Origin of the sequence: Streptomyces thermoalcalitolerans, assembly GCF_039525155.1 — a bacterium.
GTDB classification, from domain to species: Bacteria; Actinomycetota; Actinomycetes; order Streptomycetales; family Streptomycetaceae; genus Streptomyces; species Streptomyces thermovulgaris.
The window spans coordinates 23,355-48,704 of sequence record NZ_BAAAHG010000028.1; the positions used below are offsets into that span (position 1 = coordinate 23,355).

Genomic DNA, 25,350 nt, shown 5'->3' on the forward strand with positions numbered 1-25,350 from the left:
GCGCAGCGCCGTCGTTGAGGGGCGGTGGTCGGGTGACGGGTGGGCCTGGCAGTGTTGCACGTATGTGCGGACGGTATGCAGCGAGTCGCGGAACCGAGGATCTCGCGAAAATCTTCGGGATCGAGAAATGGGATCCGGAGGAGATCCTGACACCCGACTACAACGTGGCCCCGACCAAGGAGGTCCCCGTCGTCCTGGACCGCCCCCTGAAGGGCGCCGACGCCGCGGCGGCCGGTTCCTCCGATGCGGGACGCCCGGTCCGGCAGCTGCGGAAGCTGCGGTGGGGGCTCGTCCCCTCCTGGGCGAAGTCCCCCGAGGGCGCCGCCCGGATGATCAACGCACGTGCGGAGACCGTGCACGAGAAACCGTCGTACCGCCGTGCCTTCGCCGCCCGGCGCTGCATCCTGCCCGCCGACGGCTACTACGAGTGGGTCACCGGCCCCCAGGAGCGCGAGCTGGAGGTCGAGGGCAGGCGCAAGCGGCCCCGCAAGCAGCCGTACTTCGTCACCCCGGCGGACGGCTCGGTGCTCGCGATGGCGGGGCTCTACGAGTTCTGGCGGGACCGTACGCTGCCCGACGACCACCCGCAGGCCTGGTGGGTGACCTGCGCGGTGATCACCACGGAGGCCGAGCGGACCCCGCTGGCGGTCGCCCCGGCCGAGGGCCCGCGCTCGCTGTACGACATCCATCCCCGGATGCCGCTGATGCTGACCCCCGACCGGTGGGACGCCTGGCTGGATCCGACCCGCACGGACGTGGACGACCTGCGCACCCTGCTGGAGCCCCCGCCGCCCGGTCTGATGCGCGCCTATCCCGTCTCGACGGCCGTGAGCAATGTCCGCAACAACGGCCCGGAGCTGCTCAGGGAGCTGCCCGCCCCGGAAGAGGGCACACTCTTCTGACGTGGGCCTCTCCCGGCCGAAGCGGGAGAGCTCCTGCCCGAGCGGTTCGGGCAGGCGAGGAGCAAGGAGTCACGCGTGCGCGACCCTCATGCCGCACGACAGCCGGCGCGTCCGGCCGTGCGGGCGGTGTCCTTCACTCCCCGGCCGGAGCGGGGCGTCCCCGGAGGTTTCCGGTGGACGTGAGCGAGCACACCGCAAGAGCAGAGAGAACAGCAAGAACAGCAAGAACAGCAAGAACAGAAGGAGCAGAAGGCGCGGAAGGCACGGAAACGGAAAGAACGGAGAACGCGGAGAACACCGGGACGGTCGAGACGGTCGAGACGGATGCGGGCCCGGCCCGCATCACCTGGCACCGGGCGGACGACGCGCGGCTCGTCCTCGCCGTGAGCCACGGTGCCGGCGGCGGCATCGAGGCCCGCGACCTGCAGGCGCTGGCCAGGACGCTCCCCGGGCACGGTGTGACCGTCGCGCTCGTCGAGCAGCCCTGGCGGGTGGCCGGCAAGAAGGTCGCCCCCGCGCCGAAGACCCTGGACACCGGCTGGCGCGGGCTCTGGCCGGCGCTCACCGCGCCCGGACTGCCGGTGATCTCCGGCGGCCGCAGCGCGGGCGCGCGTGTCGCCTGCCGCACCGCGGCCGGGCTGGGCGTGCACGCCGTTCTGGCGCTTAGCTTTCCGCTGCACCCGCCGGGCAGGCCGGAGAAGTCCCGTGCGGAGGAACTGCTCGCGTCCGGGGTGCCCGCTCTCGTCGTCCAGGGCGGCAACGACCCGTTCGGCAGGCCCGAGGAGTTCCCGCAGGGGGCGTACGAACTCATCGAGGTGCCGTGCGCCGATCACGGCTTCGCCGTCCCGAAGCGGGCGGACATCACACAGGAGCAGGCGCTGGAGATCATCACCGGGGGCGTCGCCCGGTGGGTCGCGTCACTCGGGTGACACCCGGGAATGTCCGGCCCCCGGGCGCTGTTGAGGCGGACGGAAGTGCCGGTCACCGGCAGCCGTGTCAGAGGAGAGGGAGTCCGCCCCATGGGTTCGACCTTCTGCCCCGCTCGCAGCAGCCGTACCGCCCTGGACTGGACGGTGCTGCACGCTGCCGGGACCGTCCCCGTTCGGGCGGCGGGCGGACCGGATCGTCGTCTATCCTCCGATTCGGGTGGGGCCGTTCTCGACCCCGCGACATTGCTTGAGGAGGTGGGTCCGGTTCCCGGTACCGACGCAGGGGCCGACAACGGCCAGGCGGAGCAGCCCGAGGGCCGGGACGCGCGTGTGGAGGCGTCCGCGGAATCGAGTGCCGAGCGCAGTGCGCGCTTCGAGCGGGACGCGCTCGCATTCCTCGACCAGATGTACTCGGCCGCGCTGCGCATGACGCGCAACCCGGCCGATGCCGAGGACCTGGTGCAGGAGACCTACGCCAAGGCGTACGGGTCCTTCCACCAGTTCCGCGAGGGCACCAACCTCAAGGCGTGGCTGTACCGGATCCTCACCAACACGTTCATCAACTCCTACCGCAAGAAGCAGCGCGAGCCCCAGCGCAGCGCGGCCGAGGAGATCGAGGACTGGCAGCTCGCGCGGGCCGAGTCGCACATGTCGACGGGACTGCGCTCCGCCGAGTCGCAGGCGCTGGACCACCTGCCCGACTCGGACGTGAAGGAGGCGCTGCAGGCGATCCCCGAGGAGTTCCGCATCGCCGTCTACCTCGCGGATGTGGAGGGCTTCGCCTACAAGGAGATCGCGGACATCATGGGGACACCCATCGGTACGGTGATGTCCCGGCTGCACCGGGGCCGCCGCCAGTTGCGCGGCATGCTCGAGGACTACGCCCGTGAGCGCGGACTGGTCCCGGCCGGTGTCGGAGAGTCGAACGAAGCGAAAGGCTCGGGCTCATGAGCTGCGGAGAGCCGCACGAGACGGACTGCCGTGAGGTACTCGAGCATCTCTACGAGTTCCTCGACAGTGAGATGCCGGAAGCCGATCGCACCAAGTTCGAGCACCACTTCGAGGAATGCTCGCCGTGCCTTGAGAAGTACGGCCTGGAGCAGGCCGTGAAGAAGCTGGTCAAGCGGTGCTGCGGACATGACGAGGTCCCGGCCGACCTGCGTGCCAAGGTCATGGGGCGGATCGAACTGATCCGCTCCGGGCAGCTGGTTCCCGAGCACGACATGACCGCGGCACCGACAGCATCGACAACACCGACAACGCCGACAGCATCGACAACACCGGCAAAGACACCGGCAACACCGAAAAAGACACCGACGGCGCCGAGGACGACACCGCCGACCCCGCAGGAGTCCTGACCCTCGCTCATGGGGACGCCTGCCCGGGTATTCACCCGAACGTGCTAATCCACGGGGCTTTGCCCCGTGCACTCCTCCCTGCCCGCCCTACGCTCCCAGCGTGGACAGGCGTGACCGGGGAGGAGCGGCATGGAGGCGGTTCCACCGCGGGCCCGTGCGTACGTCGCCTGTGTGGTTCTCGCGGCTCTGGCCTGTCTGCTGCCGCTGTCGGTGACCCGGACCCCTTGGTGGGCGGTCGCCCTGCTCGCCGTGGTGTACGCCGGCTGCCGGTACTTCGCCCGGCGCACCCTCGCCGGCCCCTTCTACCCGGTTCTGCTGGCGGCGGCCTTCCTGCTGCCGCCGGCCGCCGCCGCGCTGGTTCCGCTGCCGGGCGCCCTGTTCGCCCGCGCCGGGCAGCGGCCCGAGGCGCTGCGCCGGATCTGGCAGGCCGCCCAGCTCGTCCTCGCCGTGTGGGCCGCCTCCCGGGCGCACCGGGCACTGGGCGGTCCGGAGGCCGTCGTCGCCTCCGACTTCCCCTGTGCCCTCGTCCCCGCCGGGGCCGCCGTGCTCGCCTTCTGCCTGGTGCTGACGGCGCTGGACGGCGGAATCCGCGGACTCGCCGAGCGCATGCCGGTGCACAGGGCGTGGCCGGGGATGTTCACCCGGTCACTGGCGCCGATCGGGGTGCACGGGCTCGCGGGACTGATGATGGCCGTGCTGTGGTGCAGCCCCTACGGCCCGGTCGCCGCGCTGCTGGTGCTGCTGCCGATGTGCGTGTCGTGGTGGGCGTACGCCCAGTACCACCGGGAACGGGCCGCCCATCAGTCCACCATCCGCGCGCTGGTGCAGGCCGTCGACCTCAAGGACGGATACACGCGCGGGCACAGCGAGCGGGTCGGCCGGGCCTCCATGATGATCGCGCGCGAACTCGGCATGGACGACGAGCGCGTCGAGGTGCTGCGGTTCGCCGGCATCCTGCACGACGTGGGAAAGCTGGGCGTGCCCACCCGGCTGCTGCGCAAGGACGGGCCGCTGACCCCCGAGGAACGCCGGGTGATCGAGCTGCACCCCGAGTACGGGCACGAGATGGTGCGCGGGATCTCCTTCCTCGGCGAGGCCCGCTCGGCGATCCTGCACCACCACGAACGCCTGGACGGCAGCGGCTATCCGTACGGGCTGACGGGCACCCAGATCCCCGAGTCCGCACGGGTGGTGGCCGTCGCGGACGCCTTCGACGCGATGACCTCCACCCGCTCCTACCGGCGGGCCCGCCCGGTCGACGCCGCCCTGGAGGAGCTGAGGCGCTGCGCCGGCGCGCAGTTCGACCCACGGATGGTCGCGGCGCTGGCGCGGGCCCTGGACCGGTACGGCTGGCATCCGGCGGTCACGGCCGAGGACGGGGCGTCCGCCTCCCCGCCGGTGTCGTCCGCGTCCGGCCGTGAGGAAGCACGCCGATGAGCCGGTCCGTGCTGCTGGTCCTCATCCGCGGTTCGGCCGCCCTCGTCGCCCTGCTGTCCCTCGGCGTCACCCTGTGGACCGGTGTGGAGGAGCGCGGGGCCGCCCTCGCCTTCGGGGTGCTCGTGCTCGTCGGCGAGCTCGCGCGGTGGAGCGGCACCGACGCCCGGGAGGCCGCGCCCCTGGGCGCCGCCGGAGCGCTGTCGTACGCCCTGCTGGGCGAGGACGCCGGGCGGGCCAGTCACCACGGCGTCTTCCAGACCGTCGCCGTGGTGCTCGGCGCGTGTCTGCTCGGCAGCGTGCCGCACCTCGCGCGCGGGGAGGAGCAGGCCCTCGGCCACCTGACCCGGCGGATCCTCACCGTCGCCTTCGCGGCCGTCTGCTTCCAACCGCTGTACGGCGCGGGGGTGTTCCGGGACTGGATCGGCCCGGCCTACGCCCTGCTGCTGCTCGCGCTGCTGGTGCTCACCGCGCTGTGCGGCGCCGTGCTGTCCGCCGTGTCGGCGCACTGCCGCACCGGGTGGCCGTTCGGCCCGCTGCTGCGCGAGGAGCTGCGCGGGCTGCTCGGGATCGGCTCGGCGGTGTGCGCGACCGGCGCGGTCATGGCCCTCGCGGTCGCCGTGGCCGGGCTGTGGGCGCTGCCCGTGTTCTCGCTGCCGCTGCTGCTCACCCAGCTGTCCCTGAGACGGTACGCGGCCGTGCGGAGCACCTACCGCCAGACCATCGCCTCCCTGGCCCGGGCCACCGAGGTCGCCGGGTACACCCCGCCGGGACACGCCCGGCGCGTGGCCGCGCTCAGCCGGGCCGTGGGCCGGGAGCTGGGGATGACGGAGCCCGAGCTGACCGTGCTGGAGCACGCGGCGCTCATGCATGACATCGGCCAGCTCAGCCTGGTCGACCCGGTTCCCGCGGGCGCCACCGCCGGTCTGCCCGCCGAGCAGCAGCGGCGCATCGCGCTGCTCGGCGGGGCCGTCGTCCGGCAGACCGGGGTGGACGCGCGGGTCGCGGTCGTGGTGGAGCGCCAGGCCGACCCCTGCCCGGAACAGCCGCTGCCCGCGCGGATCGTGCGGACCGTCAACGCCTACGAGGAGAAGGTGCGCGACGCGGGACCCGGCGGGTCGCTCAAGGTCCTGGAGGAGCTGCGGCTGGCGGCCGAGCATGCCCCCGATGTGGTGGAGTCGCTGGCCCGTGTACTCTCACGCGACGGTCCGGCGTCGCCCGTCGTGGGGTAACCCACGGGTAAGGAGCGCCCTTCCAGCCGTACATGGTTGGATGCGAGAAAGAGGGTGTCCGGGGGCAGAGGCCAGCCCACTGAACGGAACTGGCAGGCGGGAATCGTGAGGATCTTCGGCAAGGCACGGCACCGGCCCTCCGCCTCCTGGCGGCAGGCCACCGACCGCGCTTTCACCCTGATCGGCGACGGCCGGTACGAGGACGCGGGCCGGCTGCTGACGCGTGCCGCCGACCTGGAACCCTGGCTGTCCGAGTCCTGGTTCAACCTCGCCCTGCTGCACAAGTTCCGCCACGACTGGGAGCAGGCCAGGGCGGCGGGGCTGAGGGCCGTGGCCCTGCTGGAGAAGGAGACCGGGGCGCCCGACTGGTGGAACGTCGGCATCGCCGCCACCGCCCTGCAGGACTGGCCGCTGGCCCGGCGGGCCTGGCAGGCGTACGGCCTGAAGGTGCCCGGAGGCACGGCCGCCGCCGGGGAGCCGGTGGGCATGGAGCTGGGCAGCGCGGCCGTGCGGCTGTCGCCGGAGGGCGAGGCCGAGGTGGTCTGGGGCCGCCGCCTGGACCCGGCCCGGATCGAGGTGCTGTCCATCCCGCTGCCCTCCTCGGGGCGGCGCTGGGGCGAGGTCGTGCTGCACGACGGCGTGCCCCACGGCGAGCGGACCACCGCGGCCGGCGACACCTACCCCGTCTTCGACGAGATCGAGCTGTGGGCGCCCTCGCCCGTGCCCACCTGGGTGGTCCTCATCGAGGCCGCCACCGAGGCCGACCGGGACGCCCTGGAGCGACTGGCCGCCGACGCCGGCTTCGCCGCCGAGGACTGGTCGTCGTCCGTACGGCTGCTGTGCCGGATGTGCTCGGAGTCGCGGATGCCGGCCGACGAGGGCGACGGCGAGTACCTCGACCCGCACGACCACAGTGAACCGGGGCAGCCCGGCCCCCTCGGCCACCGCACCGACGGGCATCTGTGGGTGCCGGAGCGGGAGTGCGGGGTGGCCGCGCCCGCCTCGCTGGTGAGGGGGCTGCTGGACGGATGGGTCGCCGACAGCCCGGACTCCCGGGACTGGCGGGACCTGGAAGAGGTCTGCTGAGCACACTCCCCGTACTCTTTAACAGCATCAGTCGTTTCAGGAAGGCAGGCACAGGGCGGTCATGGCGCAGCAGGACACCGATCAGCAGCACGCGGGCGTGCTCCCCGTCGACGACGAGGGATACGTCGTCGACACGGAGAACTGCGAGGAGCGCGAGACGGCCTGGCGCGAGCGCGGCACCTCCCGGCCCATCACGGTCGTCGGCAACCCGGTGCTGCACAAGGAGTGCAGGGACGTCACCGACTTCGGCGAGGAGCTCCAGCAGCTGATCGCGGACATGTTCGCCAGCCAGCGCACCGCCGAGGGAGTGGGCCTGGCCGCCAACCAGATCGGGGTGGACCTGAAGGTCTTCGTCTACGACTGCCCCGACGACGAGGGCGTCCGGCACGTCGGCGTCGTCTGCAACCCCAAGCTGGTCGAGCTGCCCGCCGACCGCCGCCGCCTGGACGACAGCAACGAGGGCTGTCTGTCCGTGCCCACCGCCTATGCGCCGCTCGCCCGCCCCGACTACGCCGAGGTGATCGGCCAGGACGAGCGGGGCAACCCGATCAAGGTGCGCGGCACCGGGTACTTCGCGCGGTGCCTGCAGCACGAGACCGATCACCTCTACGGCCATCTCTACATCGACCGGCTCTCCAAGCGCGAACGCAAGGAGGCGCTGCGGCAGATGGCCGAGAACGAGCCACGCTACCCCGTCGTCCCCAACGACTGACACCTCTCGCGGCAGTCGGGACGGAAGCGACCTGTCCCCACGGCGCCCGGCCGGCAGGAAAAGCCGTCCGGGCGCCGTTCGTATGCCGTCGCACGGGTGGTGCAGATGCGTTGCCCATTCGATCCTTTGTACGCTTCCCTTCCTCATAATCAGTCACACAAGGGGATATTCGCGGCATCCCGGAATGGCAAGTGGAGCAAATCCGTTCCCAGAAAGGTCAGTTGCGGCGCTGAATCGGGGTAGGGGGATACGCAACGGCGTGCGCTCGGCACCAACGGAAGGGGTGTACGTCACCAGCGGCTGAGAGGGGTTGTCCGTGCCAGCTTTCCCGAACAGCACCACAACGACATCCATACCGAAGGCGGTCGAAGTGCCGCCCCGACTCGCTCTCCCGGTGATCGAGGCCGCTTTTCCTCGGCAACTGCACACCTATTGGCCCCAGCTCCAGGAGAAGACCCGCAGTTGGCTGCTGCAAAAGCGGCTCATGCCGGCCGACAAGGTCGAGGAACACGTCGACGGCCTGCGCTACACCGATCTCATGGCGGGGTACTACATCGGCGCCCCCGACGAGGTGCTCCAGGCGATAGCGGACTACAGCGCGTGGTTCTTCGTCTGGGACGACCGCCACGACCGCGACATCGTCCACGGCCGGTCCGCCGCCTGGCGGCGACTGCGCAGTGCGCTGCACACGGCCCTGGACTCCCCCGGGGACCATCTGCATCACCGGGACGCCCTGGTCGCGGGCTTCGCGGACAGCGTGCTGCGTCTCTACTCGTTCCTGTCACCGGCCTGGAACGCCCGCTTCGCCCGGCACTTCCACGCGGTGATCGAGGCGTACGACCAGGAGTTCCGCAACCGTACCGAGGGCGTGGTGCCCACGGTCGAGGAGTACCTCGCCCTGCGCCGGCTCACCTTCGCGCACTGGATCTGGACCGACCTGCTGGAGCCGAGCGCCGGCTGCGAACTCCCGGACGAGGTCAGGAAAAACCCCGCCTACCGGCGCCCGGCACTGCTCAGCCAGGAATTCGCCGCCTGGTACAACGACCTGTGCTCACTGCCCAAGGAATTAGCGGGCAACGAGGTGCACAACCTCGGGATCAGTCTCATCAGACATGACGGGCTGACCCTCGAGGAGGCGACGGAGGAAATGCGGCGGCGCATCGAGAACTGCATTTCCGAATTCCTTGTCGCCGAACAGGAGGGCTTACGTTTCGCCGACGACCTCGCGGACGGCACGGTGCGGGGAAAGGAATTGAGTGCCGCCGTACGGGACTGCCTCGGCAACATGCGGAACTGGTTCAGTTCCGTCTACTGGTTCCATCACGAGTCCGGCCGGTACATGGTCGACAGCTGGGAAGACCGGTCCACACCCCCGTACGTCAACAATGAAGCGGCAGGTGAGAAATGACCGTCGAGTCGGCGAACCCTGAATTCCGGCGGAATTCCGGAGAAGCGCATGAGCCACCGCTGGCCCCGGGGGCGGTACCGCTTCTCGGTCACGGTCCGGCACTGGTCCGCGACCCCCTGGCCTTCATGAGCCGGCTGCGCGACCACGGCGACGTCGTCCGTGTCAGGATCGGCCCCAAGACGGTGTACGCCGTCACCACCCCCGCCCTCACCGGAGCGGTGGCCCTCAGCCCCGACTACATCATCTCCGGCCCGCTGTGGGAGTCCCTGGAGGCACTGCTCGGCAAGGAGGGCGTGGCCACCTCCAACGGCCCCCGGCACCGCCGCCAGCGTCGCACCATCCAGCCCGCCTTCCGGCTCGACGCCATCCCCGGCTACGGTCCGGTCATGGAGGAGGAGGTGCATGCGCTGACCGAGCGCTGGAGCGCCGGCCGGCCGGTCGACAGCACCTCGGAGGCCTTCCGGATCGCCGTGCGCACCTCGGCCCGCTGCCTGCTGAGCGGCCGGTGCACGGACGCATGGGCCGAGAGGCTGTGCGGAGCGCTCACCACTGTTTTCCGCGGTACATACCGGCGGATGGTCCTGCCGCTCGGGCCGCTGTACCGGCTGCCGTTTCCGGCCAACCGCGCATTCAACCGCGCATTGGCCGATATGCATCGCCTCGTCGACGAGGTCGTCGCCGAACGCCGGGCGTCAGGGCGAAAACCGGACGATTTGCTGACGGTATTGCTGACGGCCAAGGACGACACGGGCGAGCCGATCGGGGAGCAGGAGATCCACGACCAGGTGGTCGCGATACTCACCGCCGGCGGTGAATCGGTGGGCGCCACGATCATGTGGCTGCTGCACACACTCGTGAGTCATCCGGAACACGCGGACCGGATCCACGCGGAAGTTGAAACCGTGACCGGCGGCAAACCCGTGACATTCGACGACGTCCGCATGCTCACGCACACCAACAATGTCGTCGTGGAAACGATGCGTTTACGGCCATCGGTATGGGTTTTGACACGGCGGGCGGTCACCGACACGGAACTCGGTGGATGGCGCATTCCCGCCGGGGCGGACATCATCTACAGTCCGTACGCCATCCAGCGCGATCCGCGATCGTACGCGGACCATCTGACGTTCGATCCCGACCGCTGGCTTCCCGAGCGGGCCAAGGACGTACCGAAATACGCCATGAGCCCCTTCAGCGTGGGCAACCGGAAGTGCCCCGCCGACCACTTCTCCATGGCGCTGCTGAGCCTCTTCACGGCGGCGGTGGCCGCACGGTTCCGTCTGGAGCGGGTCGCCGGGTCGGACGACTCCCCGCAGATCGGCATCACCCTGCGTCCGCGGAATCTGCTGGTCCGGCCGGTGCCGAGGTGACGCGAGCGGGAACCCACGCGTTCAGGCGGCCCGCGGGCCCCTGAACGCGCGCCGGTAGGCGTTCGGGGTGGTGCCCAGCGTGCGGATGAACTGGTGCCGCAGCGCCGCCGCCGTCCCGAACCCCGTCCGGCTCGCGATCGCATCCATCGTCTCGTCCGTCGCTTCCAGCAACTCCTGTGCCAGCAGCACGCGTTGACGCAGGAGCCAGCGGTACGGGGTCGTACCGGTCTCCTGCTGGAAGCGACGGGCGAAGGTCCGCGGGGACATGTGCGCGCGGGCCGCGAGCTGCTCGACGGTGATCTCCTGGTCGAGGTGCCTCTCCATCCAGGCCAGCACCTCGCCGACCGTGTCGCAGGGAGACGTGGGCAGGGGCCGCTCGATGTACTGGGCCTGCCCGCCGTCCCGGTGCGGGGGCACCACCATCCGCCGGGCGATCCGGTTGGCGACCTGGGGGCCCTGCTCCTTGCGCACGATGTGCAGACAGGCGTCGATGCCCGCCGCGGTCCCGGCCGAGGTGATCACCGGGTCCTCGTCCACGTACAGCACGTCCGGCTCGACGACCGCCCGCGGGAAGCGCCGCGCCAGCTCCTCCGCGTGCCGCCAGTGCACCGCGCAGCGCCGCCCGTCCAGCAGCCCGGCGGCGCCCAGCACGAAGACGCCCGAGCAGACGCTGAGCACCCGCGCCCCGCGGTCCACGGCCCGGTTGAGCGCGTCGAGCAGCGCGGGCGGGAAGTCGCACGAGGGGGCCGCGTCCGAGGCCGGCACCACGATCAGGTCCGCCTCCTCCAGCCGCTCCAGGCCGTACGGCGTCGAGAACGTGAGACCGGGGACGTGGGTGCGCAGCGGCGTCCCCTCCGCGGAGACGGTCGCGAAGTCGTACACCGGCAGCCCCTCGTCGCTGCGGTCGAGTCCGAAGACCTCGCAGACGACGCCGAGTTCGAAGGGATGCACCTGGTCCAGCAGGACGGCGGCCACGTTCTTCAGCATGCTGCCAGTATGCCGCGGCAGTGGCAGGAATTTGAAGATGTACGGCAGTCCTGCCACTCACGAAAGGGAGTGCCCGGCGCGACAGTGGTGTCCATGGATACGACACAGCTGCAAGGTCTCATCACCCTGATCACCGTCCTCGGGCTCCTGGTCCTCATGGTCCTGCCCGCGGCGATCGGTGCCGTCCGCGACCTCCGTATCGACCGTCAGCTCCGGCGGGCCCGGGAGGGCCGGAAGCCCCGGAAGGACCAGGGGCCCCGGAAGAACCGGGACCCCCGGCAGAGGTGCGCCGGTCAGAAGTCCTCGTTCAGGTCGACGGTGCCCTCCACCGCCACCTGGTACGCCGACGGACGCCGTTCGAAGAAGTTGGTCAGCTCCTGAACACCCTGGAGCTCCATGAAGGAGAAGGGGTTGTCCGAGCCGTACACCGGGGCGAAGCCGAGACGTGTCAGACGCTGATCGGCGACGCACTCCAGGTACTGCCGCATGGAGTCGGTGTTCATCCCCGGCAGGCCGTCACCGCACAGATCACGCGCGAACTGCAGCTCGGCCCCGACCGCCTCCCTCAGCATGTCGGTGACCTGCTGCTGCAACGCGTCGTCGAAGAGGTCCGGCTCCTCCTTGCGGACGGTGTCCACCACGTCGAAGGCGAACGACATGTGCATCGTCTCGTCCCGGAACACCCAGTTGGTGCCGGTGGCCAGCCCGTGCAGCAGGCCCCGGCTGCGGAACCAGTACACGTAGGCGAAGGCGCCGTAGAAGAACAGACCCTCGATGCACGCGGCGAAGCAGATCAGATTGAGCAGGAAGCGACGGCGGTCCGCCTTCGTCTCCAGACGGTCCAGCTCCTCCACCGAGTCCATCCACGTGAAGCAGAACTCGGCCTTCTCGCGGATGGAGGGGATGTGCTCGATGGCCGCGAAGGCGGCGGCGCGGTCGTCCGGGTCGGGGAGATAGGTGTCCAGCAGCGTCAGATAGAACTGGACGTGCACCGCCTCCTCGAAGAGCTGCCTGCTCAGATACAGCCGCGCCTCGGGGGAGTTGATGTGCTTGTAGAGGGTCAGCACCAGGTTGTTGGCGACGATCGAGTCGCCGGTGGCGAAGAACGCGACCAGCCGGCTGATGAGGTGATGCTCGCCCGGCGTCAGCTTCGCGAGGTCGGGGACGTCCGAGTGGAGGTCGACCTCCTCCACGGTCCAGGTGTTCTTGATGGCGTCCCGGTAGCGCTCGTAGAAGTCGGGGTAGCGCATCGGACGCAGGGTCAGCTCGAAGCCGGGGTCGAGCAGATTCTGGGGGCGGGCGGCCGGGGGACGGGTGGACATCACTGGCAGGCCTCGCAGGACTCGGGGTTCTCCAGGGAGCAGGCGACGGCGTCCGACGCGGTCGCCCGCGGTGCGGGGGCGGTGGTGCGGTGCTGTGCCCGGGCCGCGGGGGCGATCCGGGTGGCCGGGCGGGAACGCAGGTAGTACGTCGTCTTCAGGCCCTGCTTCCACGCGTACGCGTACATCGAGGAGAGCTTGCCGATGGTCGGCGTCTCCATGAACAGGTTCAGGGACTGCGACTGGTCCAGGAACGGGGTGCGGGCGGCCGCCATGTCGATCAGGGCGCGCTGCGGGATCTCCCACGCCGTGCGGTACAGCTTCCGTACGTCCTCGGGGATCCAGACGAAGCCCTGCACCGAGCCGCCCGCCTCGCGCAGTGCCTCCCGGGTCCGGGCGTCCCAGACGCCGAGCTTCTTCAGGTCGGCCACCAGATAGGAGTTGACCTGGAGGAACTCCCCGGACAGCGTCTCGCGCTTGAACAGGTTGGAGACCTGCGGCTCGATGCACTCGTACACGCCCGCGATCGAGGCGATGGTGGCGGTCGGGGCGATGGCGAGCAGCAGCGCGTTGCGCATGCCGGCCGCGGCGACGCGCTCGCGCAGGGCCGCCCAGCGCTCGGGCCAGGTGAACGCGACGTCGTAGTGGTCGGGGTGCAGCACACCCCGGGCCGTACGGGTCTTCTCCCAGGCCGGAAGGGGGCCGTGCCGCTCGGCGAGCGCGACGGAGGTCTCGTACGCGGCGAGCATGATCCGTTCGGCGATCCGGGTGGACAGGGCCCTCGCCTCCGGGGAGTCGAAGGGCAGCCGCAGCTTGAAGAACACGTCCTGCAGGCCCATGACCCCCAGGCCCACCGGGCGCCACCGGGCGTTGGACCGGCGTGCCTGCTCGGTCGGGTAGAAGTTGATGTCGACCACGCGGTCGAGGAAGGTGACGGCGGTGCGGACCGTCTCGTCCAGCCGCTCCCAGTCGATGCTCCCGACGCCCCCGCTGTCCCCGCTGTCCTTGCTGTCCTCGCCGTCCCCGTCGCGCACGAACGCGCTCAGATTGACCGACCCCAGGTTGCAGACCGCGGTCTCGCCGTCGTCCGTGACCTCCAGGATCTCCGTGCAGAGGTTGGAGGAGTGGACGACGTGGCCGGGCTCGGCCGTCTGGTTGGCGGTGCGGTTGGCGGTGTCCTTGAAGGTCATCCAGCCGTTGCCGGTCTGCGCGAGGGTGCGCATCATGCGGCCGTACAGCTCGCGGGCCGGCAGTGTCTTTTTCGCCAGGCCCCTGGCCTCCGCGGCCCGGTACGCGGCGTCGAACTCCTCGCCCCACAGATCGGTCAGCTCCGGCACGTCGGAGGGGGAGAACAGCGACCACTGCTCGTCTGCGTCCACCCGGCGCATGAACTCGTCGGGGACCCAGTGCGCGAGGTTCAGGTTGTGCGTGCGGCGGGCGTCGTCGCCGGTGTTGTCCCGCAGCTCCAGGAACTCCTCGACGTCCGCGTGCCAGGTCTCCAGGTAGACCGCCGCCGCGCCCTTGCGCCGGCCGCCCTGGTTCACGGCGGCCACCGAGGCGTCCAGGGTCTTCAGGAACGGCACGATGCCGCCCGAGAGCCCGTTGGTGCCGCGGATCAGCGAACCGCGCGAGCGGATGCGGGAGTAGGCGATGCCGATGCCGCCGGCGTGCTTGGACAGACGGGCGACCTGGTGGTAGCGCTCGTAGATCGAGTCCAGCTCGTCCCCGGGGGAGTCCAGCAGATAGCAGGACGACATCTGGGGGTGCCGGGTGCCGGAGTTGAACAGCGTGGGGGAGGAGGGCAGGTAGTCGAGGCGGCTCATCAGCCCGTACAGCTCCGCGACCTCGTCGAGGGAGCGCGCGGTGTCGTCCTCGGCCAGGCCGCTCGCCACCCGCAGCAGGAAGTACTGGGGCGTCTCGATCACCTTGCGGCTGACCGGGTGCCGCAGCAGATAGCGGCTGTACAGGGTGCGCAGACCGAAGTAGCCGAAGCGGTCGTCGGCGGCCGGGTCGACCAGGGCGTCCAGCCGTTCGCCGTGCACGCGGACGAACGCGGCCGTCCGGTCGGCGATCAGGCCCTCGCGGTGACCGACGGCGATGGAGCCGGTGAACGACGTGACGCCCTGGGAGGCGACCTCGTCGCGGATGCCGAGGGTCAGCAGCCGGGCGGCCAGCCGTGAGTAGGCGGGGTCCTCGGAGATGAGTCCGGCGGCCGCCTCCGTGGCCAGTTCCCGCAGCTCGGCCTCGTCGGCGTGGGCCGACCGGCCGCGCAGCGCGGCGGCGGCGACCCGGCCGGGGTCGGCGTCGGGAAGGTCGGCGGTCAACTCGGTCAGGGTCTGCAGCAGTGCGGCGCCGGGACTGCCGGCCTCCGGGGCCGTGGCTGAGGCCGGGTCGGCTGACGCGATGGTCACGTGGGATCTCCCTCGCTCGGCACGGGCCTCGTCGAGGGCAGGGCAGCACACGAGCGCACGCGGCGTCGCGTCCACCGGCCCACCCCACGAGGCCTGGACGTCGGGGCACCCGGACCGGGCGGCCGGGTGCACTGCCGGCAGGTACTCGGACTGACGCACGTACACGGCCATGCGGGCACACGTGTGCGAATACACCGTTGCGGGACAGTTCCGGATTCGCACCGGATTCCCCTGCGGCGACAGCGAGCATGAGCATACATGTTGTGCCGGGGCGGGGAAGCACCCCCAGATGTTGTGCTGAGCCTGGGTCAGATGGGTAACGTGGCGTCGGCCCGGAGCCGGCTCGGTGCCGGTCCGGTCGTCAGTTCAGCGTCAGCGCGTAGGTGAGCAGAGTGATGTCGTCGATGTGCGGCAGGGGGTTCCAGTCGCGTTCGGGTGTGCGGACGAAGCCCAGGCGTTCGTAGATCCGGTGGGCGGAGTGCATGGTGCTCTGGGTCGACAGCACCACGCGGACACAGCCGTCCATGGCCCGTGCCCGGTCCAGACAGGCCCGTACGAGCGCCTCGCCGACACCCCGGCGGCGGGCCGCGTGCGCGACCGCGAGCATCCGTATCTCGGCCTCGCCCGGGCCGGAGATCTCGGCCAGGGGACCTCCGGCGGGCACGAAGGTCACGCCACCGAGCACCTCGTTGTCGTCCGCCACGGCCACCAGCACCTCGGCGGCGGCCGCCCGCTTGGCCACGTCGCGCAGTTCGCCGAGGTACGCGTCGCTCTCCCCGAAATCGAGGAGCCCGTCCTGGAGATAGGCCTGGGCGGTGATCTCCCCGAGGGTGTCGTACTCGCCGGGTTCCACCGGCCGGATCGTGAAGTCCATGGGCGTGAAGTGTGCCGCACGGATACGACAGCGGGCCGCCGGAGGAGAACCGGCGGCCCGCGTCACACCCGTTCCTCAGCGGGCGGCTCCCGCGGTGGCCGGCGGGAGTTCCACCTCGACCCCCGGGTCGCCCGCGTCCGCCGTGTAGTCCTCCGGCTTGGTCTCGTCGGTGCCCTCGGGCGCCTTGACCGCCCTCAGAACGACCGTCAGGACCACCACGACGGCCGCATTGAGCACGAACGCCGTCAGACCGATGTAGCCGACCTCGCCGATGCCCGGGATCTCCTTCGCCGAACCGCCGAAGTGCTTCTGCGTCGGCGAGGCGACCCCGTAGGCCGCGACCGTGCCGTAGACCATGCCGACCGCCCAGCCCGCCAGCAGCGCCCAGCGGTGGAACCAGCGGGTGAACAGACCGCCGACCAGGGCCGGGAAGGTCTGCAGGATCCAGATGCCGCCGAGCAGCTGGAAGTTGATGGCGACCGTCTTGTCCATGGCCAGCACGAAGACCAGCGCGCCCACCTTCACCAGCAGCGACACGATCTTGGAGACCCGGGTCTCCTCCTCGGCCGTGGCGTTCGGCCTGATGAAGTCCTTGTAGACGTTGCGGGTGAACAGGTTCGCGGCGGCGATCGACATGATCGCCGCGGGCACCAGCGCACCGATGCCGATCGCCGCGAACGCCACGCCCGCGAACCAGTCCGGGAACATGTTCTCGAACAGCTGCGGAATGGCGAGCTGGCCGTTGTCCACCTTCACCCCGGCCGCGATGGCCATGAAGCCCAGCAGAGCGAGCATGCCCAGCATCAGCGAGTACAGCGGCAGGATGGTGGTGTTGCGGCGGATCACCTCACGGCTGCGCGAGGACAGCGTCGCGGTGATCGAGTGCGGGTACATGAACAGCGCGAGCGCGGAGCCCAGGGCCAGCGTGGCGTACGTCCACTGGCCGGCCGGTGCCGGCACCAGACCGCCCGCCCCCGCCTCGGCGTACTTCTCGCCCGCCTTGGCGAACACGTCGTGGAAGCCGCCCAGCTTGATCGGGATGTAGATGATCGCGACCGCGATGACGAGGTAGATGAGGGTGTCCTTCACGAACGCGATCAGCGCGGGCGCACGCAGCCCCGACGAGTAGGTGTACGCCGCCAGCACACCGAAGGCGAGCAGCAGCGGCAGGTCCTTCACGAACCAGTGGGTGCTGTCGCCGCCGCCGACGCCCATCACGTCCAGCACCGCCTGGATGCCGACGAGTTGGAGCGCGATGTACGGCATGGTGGCGAGGATGCCGGTGAGCGCCATCGCCAGCGACAGGCTCTTGGAGCCGAACCGGCCGCGGACGAAGTCCGAGGTCGTCACGTACCCGTGCCGGTGGGACACCGACCACAGCCGCGGCAGGAACGTGAAGATCAACGGGTACACCAGGATCGTGTACGGCACCGCGAAGAAGCCGGCCGCGCCGGTCGCGTAGATCGCCGCGGGCACGGCCACGAAGGTGTACGCCGTGTACAGGTCGCCGCCGAGCAGGAACCAGGTGATCCAGGTGCCGAACGACCGTCCTCCCAGCCCCCACTCGTCGAGAGTGTGCTCGTTCTCGGCCTTGCGCCAGCGGGCGGCCATGAAGCCCATGACGGTGACGAGCAGGAAGAAGAAGATGCAGACGCCGAGCGCGACGCCGTTGACGCCGTCCTTCACTTCGACGCGCCTCCGTCCTCGGACCGGGTGGCGCGGTCGCGCTGGTCACGCTGCCACAGCTTGTAGGCGACCATCGTCAGCGCCGTGGAGATGATCACCCACAGCATCTGGTACCAGTAGAAGAACGGGATCCCGATGAGCACGGGGTCGGTCTTGGCGTACGAACCGACCCACAGCATCGCCACGAACGGTGCGACGAGGCAGAGGCCGATGACCACCCGCGCGGGGGTCACCACCCCTCTGCCGAATCCTGGGACGTCTGACATGTGCGGCTCCGCTCCCTCGCAGGTCACCGGCAAAGTGCGCAGGAAATCTAGGTCACGGTGCCGAGGGAACGGAACCCCTTGTTCACAGTTGTCTTGAGCCGGACGGTGACCGCCCGCCTCAGTCGGCGGGCCGCTTGAGCCGGGCCACGAACTTGTAGCGGTCCCCGCGGTACACCGACCGCACCCACTCCACCGGCCGGCCCTCCTGGTCCAGCGAGTGCCGGGAGAGCAGCAGCATCGGCAGGCCCACGTCGGTGCCGAGCAGGCCCGCCTCGCGCGGAGTGGCCAGTGCGGTCTCGATGGTCTCCTCGGCCTCGGCGAGATGGACGTCGTAGACCTCGGCGAGGGCGGTGTAGAGGGAGGTGTACTTCGTCAGGCTGCGGCGCAGCGCCGGGAAGCGCTTGGCCGACAGATGCGTGGTCTCGATGGCCATGGGCTCGCCGTTGGCCATGCGCAGCCGCTCGATGCGCAGGACGCGTCCGCCGGTGGCGATGTCCAGCAGGTTCGCGAGCCGGTCGTCGGCGGTGATGTAGCCGATGTCGAGGAGCTGCGAGGTCGGCTCCAGGCCCTGGGCGCGCATGTCCTCGGTGTAGGAGGTGAGTTGCAGGATCTGGGAGACCTTCGGTTTGGCGACGAAGGTGCCCTTGCCCTGGATGCGCTCCAGCCGGCCCTCGACGACCAGTTCCTGCAGGGCCTGGCGCACGGTGGTGCGCGAGGTGTCGAACTCGGCCGCCAGCGTCCGCTCGGGCGGGACCGGCGTACCGGGCGCCTGGGTCTCCGTCATGTCGAGCAGGTGCTTCTTCAGACGGTAGTACTTGGGCACACGCGCGGTACGGACGGTCGTCCCACCCTCGTTCTCCGCACTGCTGACGTCGGTGCTCATGCTCTGCCTTCCCGGCTCCTGTGCCGAAGCGACCGACATCCCATCGGCCACGGCTCACATCGTGGCACGGCTCGGTGCGCGGTGGTCCACCCGCACGCTCCGTGATCTTCTCTGTATACCGCCGTGACCCCGGTTGGTCTAGTCCATCCCCCGGTACGGGGCCGGTGGTCCACGGCGGCGGACGGGCCGCGGGCGGGAGGCGGCGGCCGGTGGTCCAGGGGAACGAGGGCGTCCGTCCGGGCCGGTCGGGTGCCGGTCGGGCAATGAAAGGTCCCTGCATATCGCGGTCCCATAACGGGCTTCTCGTGCCCGCTTGCGCACCCTTGACAGCCCTATTGGTCTAAGCCAAGCTCCCCCTACTGGTCTACACCATTGGTCCAGGACCCGGCCCCACGGGCGGTGATGCGCCGACGCTCGTATGTCGCTCAACCGCGGGAAGGCAGGGGGGTTTGTGGCATCCCTGAGGAGGGTGGCGTGAAGCGCAAGCTGATTGCCGCGATCGGTATCGCGGGCATGATGGTCTCCATCGCGGCGTGCGGCGGCGACAGCGGCGACGGGGGAGGCAAGGCCAAGGACGGCTACGCCGGCCAGACGCTCACGGTGTGGGTGATGGACGGCTCCTCCCCGGACAAGTGGCAGAAGGACGTCGCCGCGGCCTTCGAGGCCAAGACCAAGGCGAAGGTCAAGTTCGAGATCCAGCAGTGGAACGGCATCCAGCAGAAGCTGACCACGGCCCTGTCCGAGGAGAACCCGCCGGACGTCTTCGAGATCGGCAACACCCAGACCCCGGCCTACGCCAAGACCGGCGGCCTCGCCGATCTCGCGGACCTGAAGGCCTCCATCGGCGCCGACTGGACCGAGTCCCTCAACAAGTCCGCCGTCTACGAGGGCAAGCAGTACGCGGCACCGTGGTACTTCGCCAACCGCGTCGTCCTCTACAACAAGAAGATCTGGGCCGAGGCCGGCATCAAGGACGTCCCCAGGACCCGCGACGAGTTCTACGCGGCGCTCAAGCAGATCGGTGAGAAGACCGACGCCGAGCCGATCTACCTGCCCGGCCAGAACTGGTACCACTTCGTCGGCCTGGTGATCGGCGAGGGCGGCGAGCTGGTGAGGAAGGAAGGCGACACGTACGTCTCCAACCTCGACGACCCCAAGGTCGCCGCCGCCATGGAGACCTACAAGAAGTTCCAGGCCCTGTCCAAGGCCCCCAAGGACAAGGACGAGGCCACCCCGCAGCAGGGCGAGGTCTTCGCCAAGGGCAAGGTCGGCGCGATCATCGGCATGGGCTGGGAGGCCGGCATCGCCGTCAAGGCCAACCCGGAGCTGGAGAAGGACATCGGCTACTTCACCATCCCGGGTGCCACGGCCGACAGGCCCGAGGGCGTCTTCCTCGGCGGCTCCAACCTCGCCGTCGCCGCGGGCAGCAAGAAGCAGGAGCTCGCCAAGGAGTTCCTGAAGATCGCCCTGTCCGACGAGTTCGAGGGCCGGCTGGCCGAGGAGAACGGCGTCATCCCGAACAAGGAGTCGCTGCAGAGCCACCTCAAGGGCAACCCCGCCGCCGAGGCCGCCGCCCCGGCCGCCGCGGGAGGCGGCACCACGCCGCTGATCCCGGAGTGGGCCGCGGTGGAGAACGAGCCGAACCCGATCAAGGCCTACATGACCGCCGTGCTGAACGGAAAGTCCCCGGCCGAGGCCGCCAAGCAGGTCGAGGGCGAGTTCAACAAGCGCCTGGCGCAGAAGCAGTAGCACCCGGACGAGCCGGGGCGGGCCGTCGTACGCCGGCCCGCCCCGGCGCCCGTGTGCGGTCGACGTACACAGGCCGAGAAGAGAGATCGCGAGCATGACCGTGCAGATCGAACGGCCGCCCTCCGGGACGGCGGACGTCCGCAAGGGGGACGACGGGGCCCCCGGCAGGCCCGGACCGCGCGCCGTGCCGCGGGCCGGAGCACTCGCCCCGTACCTGTTGCTGCTGCCCGCCTGCGCGGCCACCGTGCTGCTGCTCGGCTGGCCGCTGCTGAAGGACTTCCTGCTGTCGTTCCAGAACCTCAACATGACGCAGCTGATCCAGCACGTCACCGAGTGGAACGGCATCGACAACTACCAGGAGGCCCTCACCAGCGAGGACTTCTGGCGGGTCACTCTGCGCTCGATCCTGTTCACGGCGGTCAACGTCGTCCTGATCATGGTCCTGGGGACGCTGGTCGGCCTGCTGCTCGCCCGCCTCGGCAGGCGGATGCGGGTCACCCTGATGATCGGCCTCGTGCTGGCCTGGGCGATGCCCGTGATCGCGGCGACCACCGTCTACCAGTGGCTGTTCGCCCAGCGCTTCGGCGTGGTCAACTGGGTGCTGGACAGGCTCGGCTGGCACGCGATGGCCGACTACAGCTGGACCAGCAGCCAGATGTCGACGTTCTTCGTCATCGTCGTGCTGATCGTGTGGCAGTCCATCCCGTTCGTCGCGATCAACCTGTACGCGGCGACCACCACCATCCCCGCCGAGCTGTACGAGGCCGCGGCCCTCGACGGCGCCGGCGCCTGGCGGAGCTTCACCACGGTCACCCTGCCGTTTCTGCGGCCGTTCCTCTACGCCACGACCTTCCTGGAGATCATCTGGGTCTTCAAGGCGTTCGTGCAGGTCTTCGCCATCAACGGCGGCGGCCCGGACCGGCTCACCGAGATCCTGCCCGTCTACGCCTACGTCGAGGGCGTCGGCAACCAGCACTACGGCATGGGCGCGGCGATCGCCGTCCTGACCATCCTGATCCTGCTCGGCCTGACCGCCCACTACCTCAGGATCGTGCTCAAGCAAGAGGAGGACGAGCTGTGAAGCGCTCGCTCTTCGGCCGTCTGTGGCCCAATGTCACGGCCGTCGTCCTGTTCGCCGGCTTCGTCTTCCCCGTGTACTGGATGTTCGCCACGGCCTTCAAGCCGACCGGCGACATCATCGCCGAGGACCCGGTCTGGTTCCCGGTCGACATCACCTTCGAGCACTTCAGGACCGCGACCGGCGTCGACCACTTCTGGACGTACGTCCGCAACTCGCTGACCGTCACCGTCCTGGCCGTCGCCTTCTCGCTGATCATCGCGCTGGCCGGTTCCTTCGCCCTGGCCCGGATGCGGTTCAAGGGGCGGCGCGGCTTCGTCATCGGCTTCATGCTGGCCCAGATGGCGCCCTGGGAAGTCATGATCATCGCGATCTACATGATCGTGCGGGACGCGTCGATGCTGAACAGCCTGGTGCCGCTGACGCTCTTCTACACGATGATGATCCTGCCCTTCACCCTCCTGACGCTGCGCGGCTTCGTCGCCGCCGTGCCGAGGGAACTGGAGGAGGCGGCCATGGTCGACGGCTGCTCCCGTGTGCAGGCCTTCCGCCGGGTCATCCTGCCGCTGCTCGCCCCGGGCCTGATGGCCACCTCGCTGTTCGGCTTCATCACCGCCTGGAACGAGTTCGCCCTCGTCCTGGTGCTGAACAAGGAGGCCGGGGCCAAGACGCTGCCGCTGTGGCTGTCCGGCTTCCGGACCCAGTTCGGCGACGACTGGGGCGCGACCATGGCGGCCTCCTCCCTGTTCGCCCTCCCGATCCTGGTCCTCTTCGTCTTCCTGCAGCGCAGGGCCGTCGGCGGTCTGACAGCCGGCGCCGTGAAGGGATGACGCCTCCCGATGACGACACTTGCCGGCGGCACCGACACCCTCACCCGCGACGCGCTGACCGTCCTCCAGCCCGGCTTCACCGGGACCACGGCCCCCGACTGGCTGCTGCGCCGTCTGAACGAGGGGCTGGCCTCGGTCGGCCTGTTCGGCCGCAACATCACCTCGCCCGAGCAACTGGCCGCACTGACCGCACGGCTGCGCCAGGAACGGGACGACGTCCTGGTCGCCGTCGACGAGGAGGGCGGCGACGTCACCCGGCTGGAGGTGCGCACCGGCTCCAGCTTCCCCGGCAACCACGCGCTCGGCGCGGTGGACGACGTGGAGCTGACCCGGAGCGTGGCCCTGGAGCTGGGGCGGCGGCTCGCACAGTGCGGCGTCAACCTCGACTGGGCGCCGTCCGCCGACGTCAACTCCAACCCGGGCAACCCGGTCATCGGGGTCCGCTCCTTCGGCGCCGACCCCGAGCTGGTCGCCCGGCACACCGCCGCCTATGTGACCGGACTGCAGTCCGCGGGGGTCGCCGCCTGCACCAAGCACTTCCCCGGGCACGGGGACACCGCGGTCGACTCCCATCACGCGCTGCCGCGCGTCGACGTGGACCACCAGGTGCTCCGGGAACGCGACCTCGCGCCGTTCCGCGCGGCGATCGACGCGGGCACCAGGGCCGTGATGAGCGCGCACATCCTGGTGCCCGCGCTGGACCCGGACCGCCCGGCCACCCTGTCCCGCCGGATCCTGACCGACCTGCTGCGCGGCGAACTGGGCTACGACGGCCTGATCGTCACCGACGGCATGGAGATGCGGGCCATCGCCGGCACCTACGGCATCGAGCGGGGCAGCGTGCTCGCCATCGCGGCCGGCGCCGACGCGATCTGCGTGGGCGGCGGCCTGGCGGACGACGAGACGGTACGGCGCCTCAGGGACGCCCTCGTCACCGCCGTCCGCGCCGGTGAGCTGCCCGAGGAGCGGCTGGCGGACGCGGCCGCACGGGTGCGCGCGCTCGCCCGCTGGACGGCCTCCGCGCCCTCGGGAGCGGCCGGCCCCGCCGACGAGGAGATCGGTCTGCGGGCGGCCCGGCGCGCGCTGCGGATCACCGGCGGCGAGACCTTCACCCCGCTCACCGAACCGCCCTATGTCGCCGCCCTCACCCCGGCCGCCAACATCGCGGTCGGCGACGAGACCCCCTGGGGCGTGGCCGCCGAGCTCGCCCGTCTCCTGCCGGGCACGCAAACGGGCAGCTTCTCCGGCGAGGACGCGGGCCGCGCGGTCCTGGAGGCGGCCGGGGACCGGCGGGTGGTCGCCGTCGTCCGCGACGAGCACCGCCACCCGTGGATGTCCTCCGCCCTCGACACCCTCCTCGCCGCCCGCCCCGACACGATCGTCGTGGAGATGGGCGTCCCCCAGGCCGCCCCCCGGGCCCTGCTCCACATCGCCACCCATGGCGCGGCGCGCGTCTGCGGCCGGGCGGCGGCGGAGGTCATCGCGGGGGTGTGAGGGCGTCACGGGAGGGCGGGGCGGACTTTCTCCCCTTCCTCCCGTCTCTCTCCCGGTTTCCCTCCCGGTTTCTCGCCCGGTCCGTCGCCCGACGCCGAAGGTGCCGGCCCCCGTCCGGGGCGGCCGGCACCCTCGTGTGCGCGTGCGGGAGTCAGAGGCCCTGCCAGGCCGGCTTGTTGGCGTAGACGTGACGGAAGTAGTCGGTGTGCTTCAGCTTGGAGGCGGCGGCCTCGTCGACGACGACCGTGGCGTGCCGGTGGAGCTGCAGGGCCGAGGCCGGGCAGACGGCGGCGACCGGCCCCTCGACGGCCGCCGCGACCGCCTCGGCCTTGCTCTCGCCCGTGGCCAGCAGCACCACGTGCCGCGCGTCGAGGATCGTGCCGATGCCCTGGGTGATGACATGCGTCGGCACCTGTGCGATGTCACCGCCGAAGAAGCGCGCGTTGTCCTTGCGGGTCTGCTCGGTCAGCGTCTTGATCCGGGTGCGCGAGGACAGCGAGGAGCACGGCTCGTTGAACGCGATGTGCCCGTCCGTGCCGATCCCGAGCAGCTGGAGGTCCACGCCGCCGGCCTCGGCGAGCGCCCTCTCGTAGGCCTCGGCCTCCGCCTGCATGTCCTCCGCGGCGCCGTCGGGCCCCAGGAAGGAGTCCATCCCGAGGCCGAGGGGCTCCACCACCTGGCGCCGCAGGACCTCGCGGTACGACTCCGGGTGCCCCGCGGGCAGCCCCACGTACTCGTCGAGCTGGGCGATCCGCGCCCGCGAGACGTCCACGGCGCCGGAGCGCACCTTGGCCGCCAGAGCCTCGTACACGGGCAGCGGCGTCGAACCTGTGGCCACCCCGAGCACGGCGTCGGGCTTGCGGCGGAGCAGCTGTGCCATGGCCTCCGCGACGAGCTCGCCGCCCGCTCGGGCATCCGGAACGATGACAACTTCCACGCTGGGCCTGCCGATCTGAGGAGAACCGAAGGGTCTGGAGGAACTGACTGGAGGAGTCCGAGGGGTCCGGGAAGAGCACGACGGGACCCGTTGCCGAGGGTCGGCACGCATCTGGTTTAGACCAATCTACCCTACGTTCCCTCCAGCCGTACATGTCACCGGCGCGGGGCGGACGCGCGACCGGTGTGCGACGGCGTGCGCCACAAGGAGACCGGGGCGCTCGAGGCGTGCACGGAAAATGCCCCGGCCACCCGGTCCCATGGCCGGGCCGGGCGGGCTAGGCTGCGTGGTGCACGCCAGGAAGCCACGGCGGCCGGCCGCCCCGTCCGGGCCGGTCCGGCCGGCTGATGAAGAAACCGCAACAACCGCTGTCCGGCGCATGGACAGGGCAAGTGGTCTAGTCCA

Annotated in this window: 22 protein-coding genes and 1 riboswitch; of the genes, 14 read left to right on the forward strand and 8 right to left on the reverse strand. The window is 70.4% G+C overall.

The window, feature by feature from the left end; genetic code table 11:
- The first annotated feature begins 62 nt into the window (after nt 1-62).
- From ABD224_RS17055 to ABD224_RS17100, 10 genes are all read left to right on the forward strand, one after another.
- Complete coding sequence (locus ABD224_RS17055; protein WP_344050597.1) at nt 63-902, forward strand: SOS response-associated peptidase; 840 nt, start codon at nt 63-65, stop codon at nt 900-902.
- Nucleotides 903-1,243: 341 nt separating this feature from the next.
- Nucleotides 1,244-1,831, forward strand: coding sequence for an alpha/beta hydrolase family protein (locus ABD224_RS17060; RefSeq protein WP_344050704.1), 588 nt, complete (start codon nt 1,244-1,246; stop codon nt 1,829-1,831).
- A 255-nt stretch (nt 1,832-2,086) separates the two neighbouring features.
- Entirely contained in the window at nt 2,087-2,782 is a 696-nt protein-coding gene (locus ABD224_RS17065; protein ID WP_344050599.1) for a sigma-70 family RNA polymerase sigma factor, read from the forward strand.
- Nucleotides 2,779-3,189: a mycothiol system anti-sigma-R factor gene (gene rsrA / locus ABD224_RS17070; protein ID WP_344050601.1), complete on the forward strand. Its 411-nt coding sequence runs from the start codon at nt 2,779-2,781 to the stop codon at nt 3,187-3,189. Before ABD224_RS17065 ends, rsrA begins: the two co-directional genes overlap by 4 nt.
- A gap of 129 nt (nt 3,190-3,318) precedes the next feature.
- Nucleotides 3,319-4,626 (forward strand): HD-GYP domain-containing protein, encoded by a 1,308-nt coding sequence (locus ABD224_RS17075; protein ID WP_344050603.1) that lies wholly within the window; start codon nt 3,319-3,321, stop codon nt 4,624-4,626.
- Nucleotides 4,623-5,855, forward strand: coding sequence for an HD-GYP domain-containing protein (locus tag ABD224_RS17080; RefSeq protein ID WP_344050605.1), 1,233 nt, complete (start codon nt 4,623-4,625; stop codon nt 5,853-5,855). Before ABD224_RS17075 ends, ABD224_RS17080 begins: the two co-directional genes overlap by 4 nt.
- Nucleotides 5,856-5,960: 105 nt before the next feature.
- Complete coding sequence (locus ABD224_RS17085; RefSeq protein ID WP_344050607.1) at nt 5,961-6,941, forward strand: tetratricopeptide repeat protein; 981 nt, start codon at nt 5,961-5,963, stop codon at nt 6,939-6,941.
- 61 nt (nt 6,942-7,002) lie between these two features.
- Nucleotides 7,003-7,653: a peptide deformylase gene (gene def, locus ABD224_RS17090; protein WP_344050609.1), complete on the forward strand. Its 651-nt coding sequence runs from the start codon at nt 7,003-7,005 to the stop codon at nt 7,651-7,653.
- 316 nt (nt 7,654-7,969) lie between these two features.
- The gene (cyc1, locus tag ABD224_RS17095; protein ID WP_425580991.1) at nt 7,970-9,061 is read left to right on the forward strand and encodes an epi-isozizaene synthase; all 1,092 of its coding nucleotides are present in this window, start codon (nt 7,970-7,972) and stop codon (nt 9,059-9,061) included.
- A complete protein-coding gene (locus tag ABD224_RS17100; RefSeq protein WP_344050613.1) occupies nt 9,058-10,431 on the forward strand; it encodes a bifunctional albaflavenone monooxygenase/terpene synthase in 1,374 nt (457 codons plus the stop codon). The genes cyc1 and ABD224_RS17100 overlap by 4 nt, the downstream gene beginning before the upstream one ends.
- Before the next feature lie 21 nt (nt 10,432-10,452).
- Here ABD224_RS17100 and ABD224_RS17105 read toward each other — a convergent pair whose 3' ends face one another.
- From ABD224_RS17105 to ABD224_RS17135, 7 genes are all read right to left on the reverse strand, one after another.
- The gene (locus ABD224_RS17105) at nt 10,453-11,418 is read right to left on the reverse strand and encodes a helix-turn-helix domain-containing protein (RefSeq protein WP_344050618.1); all 966 of its coding nucleotides are present in this window, start codon (nt 11,416-11,418) and stop codon (nt 10,453-10,455) included.
- Between the two features lie 293 nt (nt 11,419-11,711).
- Nucleotides 11,712-12,740 carry a ribonucleotide-diphosphate reductase subunit beta gene (locus ABD224_RS17110; RefSeq protein ID WP_344050621.1) on the reverse strand — a complete coding sequence of 343 codons (1,029 nt, stop codon included), beginning with the start codon at nt 12,738-12,740 and terminating at the stop codon, nt 11,712-11,714.
- A complete protein-coding gene (locus ABD224_RS17115; RefSeq protein ID WP_344050623.1) occupies nt 12,740-15,148 on the reverse strand; it encodes a ribonucleoside-diphosphate reductase subunit alpha in 2,409 nt (802 codons plus the stop codon). Before ABD224_RS17115 ends, ABD224_RS17110 begins: the two co-directional genes overlap by 1 nt.
- Before the next feature lie 131 nt (nt 15,149-15,279).
- Nucleotides 15,280-15,391: riboswitch (adenosylcobalamin-variant (AdoCbl-variant) riboswitch) on the reverse strand.
- 118 nt (nt 15,392-15,509) lie between these two features.
- Nucleotides 15,510-16,022 (reverse strand): GNAT family N-acetyltransferase, encoded by a 513-nt coding sequence (locus tag ABD224_RS17120; protein WP_344050625.1) that lies wholly within the window; start codon nt 16,020-16,022, stop codon nt 15,510-15,512.
- A 75-nt stretch (nt 16,023-16,097) separates the two neighbouring features.
- Complete coding sequence (gene mctP, locus ABD224_RS17125) at nt 16,098-17,708, reverse strand: monocarboxylate uptake permease MctP (RefSeq protein WP_344050627.1); 1,611 nt, start codon at nt 17,706-17,708, stop codon at nt 16,098-16,100.
- The gene (locus ABD224_RS17130) at nt 17,705-17,974 is read right to left on the reverse strand and encodes a DUF3311 domain-containing protein (protein ID WP_344050629.1); all 270 of its coding nucleotides are present in this window, start codon (nt 17,972-17,974) and stop codon (nt 17,705-17,707) included. The genes mctP and ABD224_RS17130 overlap by 4 nt, the downstream gene beginning before the upstream one ends.
- 118 nt (nt 17,975-18,092) lie before the next feature.
- Nucleotides 18,093-18,857, reverse strand: coding sequence for a GntR family transcriptional regulator (locus tag ABD224_RS17135; protein WP_344050631.1), 765 nt, complete (start codon nt 18,855-18,857; stop codon nt 18,093-18,095).
- A 474-nt stretch (nt 18,858-19,331) separates the two neighbouring features.
- Here ABD224_RS17135 and ABD224_RS17140 point away from each other — a divergent pair, with 474 nt between their 5' ends.
- The 4 genes from ABD224_RS17140 to ABD224_RS17155 all read left to right on the forward strand — a co-directional run bounded on the left by ABD224_RS17140 (nt 19,332) and on the right by ABD224_RS17155 (nt 24,008).
- Nucleotides 19,332-20,606, forward strand: a complete 1,275-nt coding sequence (locus tag ABD224_RS17140) for an extracellular solute-binding protein (RefSeq protein ID WP_344050633.1) — start codon at nt 19,332-19,334, stop codon at nt 20,604-20,606.
- A 94-nt stretch (nt 20,607-20,700) separates the two neighbouring features.
- The gene (locus tag ABD224_RS17145) at nt 20,701-21,687 is read left to right on the forward strand and encodes a carbohydrate ABC transporter permease (protein WP_344050635.1); all 987 of its coding nucleotides are present in this window, start codon (nt 20,701-20,703) and stop codon (nt 21,685-21,687) included.
- The gene (locus ABD224_RS17150; RefSeq protein ID WP_344050637.1) at nt 21,684-22,514 is read left to right on the forward strand and encodes a carbohydrate ABC transporter permease; all 831 of its coding nucleotides are present in this window, start codon (nt 21,684-21,686) and stop codon (nt 22,512-22,514) included. The genes ABD224_RS17145 and ABD224_RS17150 overlap by 4 nt, the downstream gene beginning before the upstream one ends.
- A gap of 9 nt (nt 22,515-22,523) precedes the next feature.
- Nucleotides 22,524-24,008: a glycoside hydrolase family 3 protein gene (locus ABD224_RS17155; RefSeq protein WP_344050639.1), complete on the forward strand. Its 1,485-nt coding sequence runs from the start codon at nt 22,524-22,526 to the stop codon at nt 24,006-24,008.
- Nucleotides 24,009-24,159: 151 nt separating this feature from the next.
- Here the strand turns inward: ABD224_RS17155 and nagB are convergent, their stop codons facing one another.
- Entirely contained in the window at nt 24,160-24,945 is a 786-nt protein-coding gene (gene nagB, locus ABD224_RS17160) for a glucosamine-6-phosphate deaminase (RefSeq protein WP_344050641.1), read from the reverse strand.
- Nucleotides 24,946-25,350: the final 405 nt, after the last annotated feature.

Bases quoted from the DNA above. Each gene is read 5' to 3' on its own strand.
- ABD224_RS17055 (WP_344050597.1), top strand. From the start codon at position 63: ATGTGCGGACGGTATGCAGCGAGTCGCGGAACCGAGGATCTCGCGAAA.
- rsrA (WP_344050601.1), top strand. From the start codon at position 2,779: ATGAGCTGCGGAGAGCCGCACGAGACGGACTGCCGTGAGGTACTCGAG.
- ABD224_RS17075 (WP_344050603.1), top strand. From the start codon at position 3,319: ATGGAGGCGGTTCCACCGCGGGCCCGTGCGTACGTCGCCTGTGTGGTT.
- ABD224_RS17080 (WP_344050605.1), top strand. From the start codon at position 4,623: ATGAGCCGGTCCGTGCTGCTGGTCCTCATCCGCGGTTCGGCCGCCCTC.
- def (WP_344050609.1), top strand. From the start codon at position 7,003: ATGGCGCAGCAGGACACCGATCAGCAGCACGCGGGCGTGCTCCCCGTC.
- ABD224_RS17100 (WP_344050613.1), top strand. From the start codon at position 9,058: ATGACCGTCGAGTCGGCGAACCCTGAATTCCGGCGGAATTCCGGAGAA.
- ABD224_RS17105 (WP_344050618.1), bottom strand. From the start codon at position 11,418: ATGCTGAAGAACGTGGCCGCCGTCCTGCTGGACCAGGTGCATCCCTTC.
- ABD224_RS17110 (WP_344050621.1), bottom strand. From the start codon at position 12,740: ATGTCCACCCGTCCCCCGGCCGCCCGCCCCCAGAATCTGCTCGACCCC.
- ABD224_RS17120 (WP_344050625.1), bottom strand. From the start codon at position 16,022: ATGGACTTCACGATCCGGCCGGTGGAACCCGGCGAGTACGACACCCTC.
- ABD224_RS17130 (WP_344050629.1), bottom strand. From the start codon at position 17,974: ATGTCAGACGTCCCAGGATTCGGCAGAGGGGTGGTGACCCCCGCGCGG.
- ABD224_RS17135 (WP_344050631.1), bottom strand. From the start codon at position 18,857: ATGAGCACCGACGTCAGCAGTGCGGAGAACGAGGGTGGGACGACCGTC.
- ABD224_RS17145 (WP_344050635.1), top strand. From the start codon at position 20,701: ATGACCGTGCAGATCGAACGGCCGCCCTCCGGGACGGCGGACGTCCGC.
- ABD224_RS17155 (WP_344050639.1), top strand. From the start codon at position 22,524: ATGACGACACTTGCCGGCGGCACCGACACCCTCACCCGCGACGCGCTG.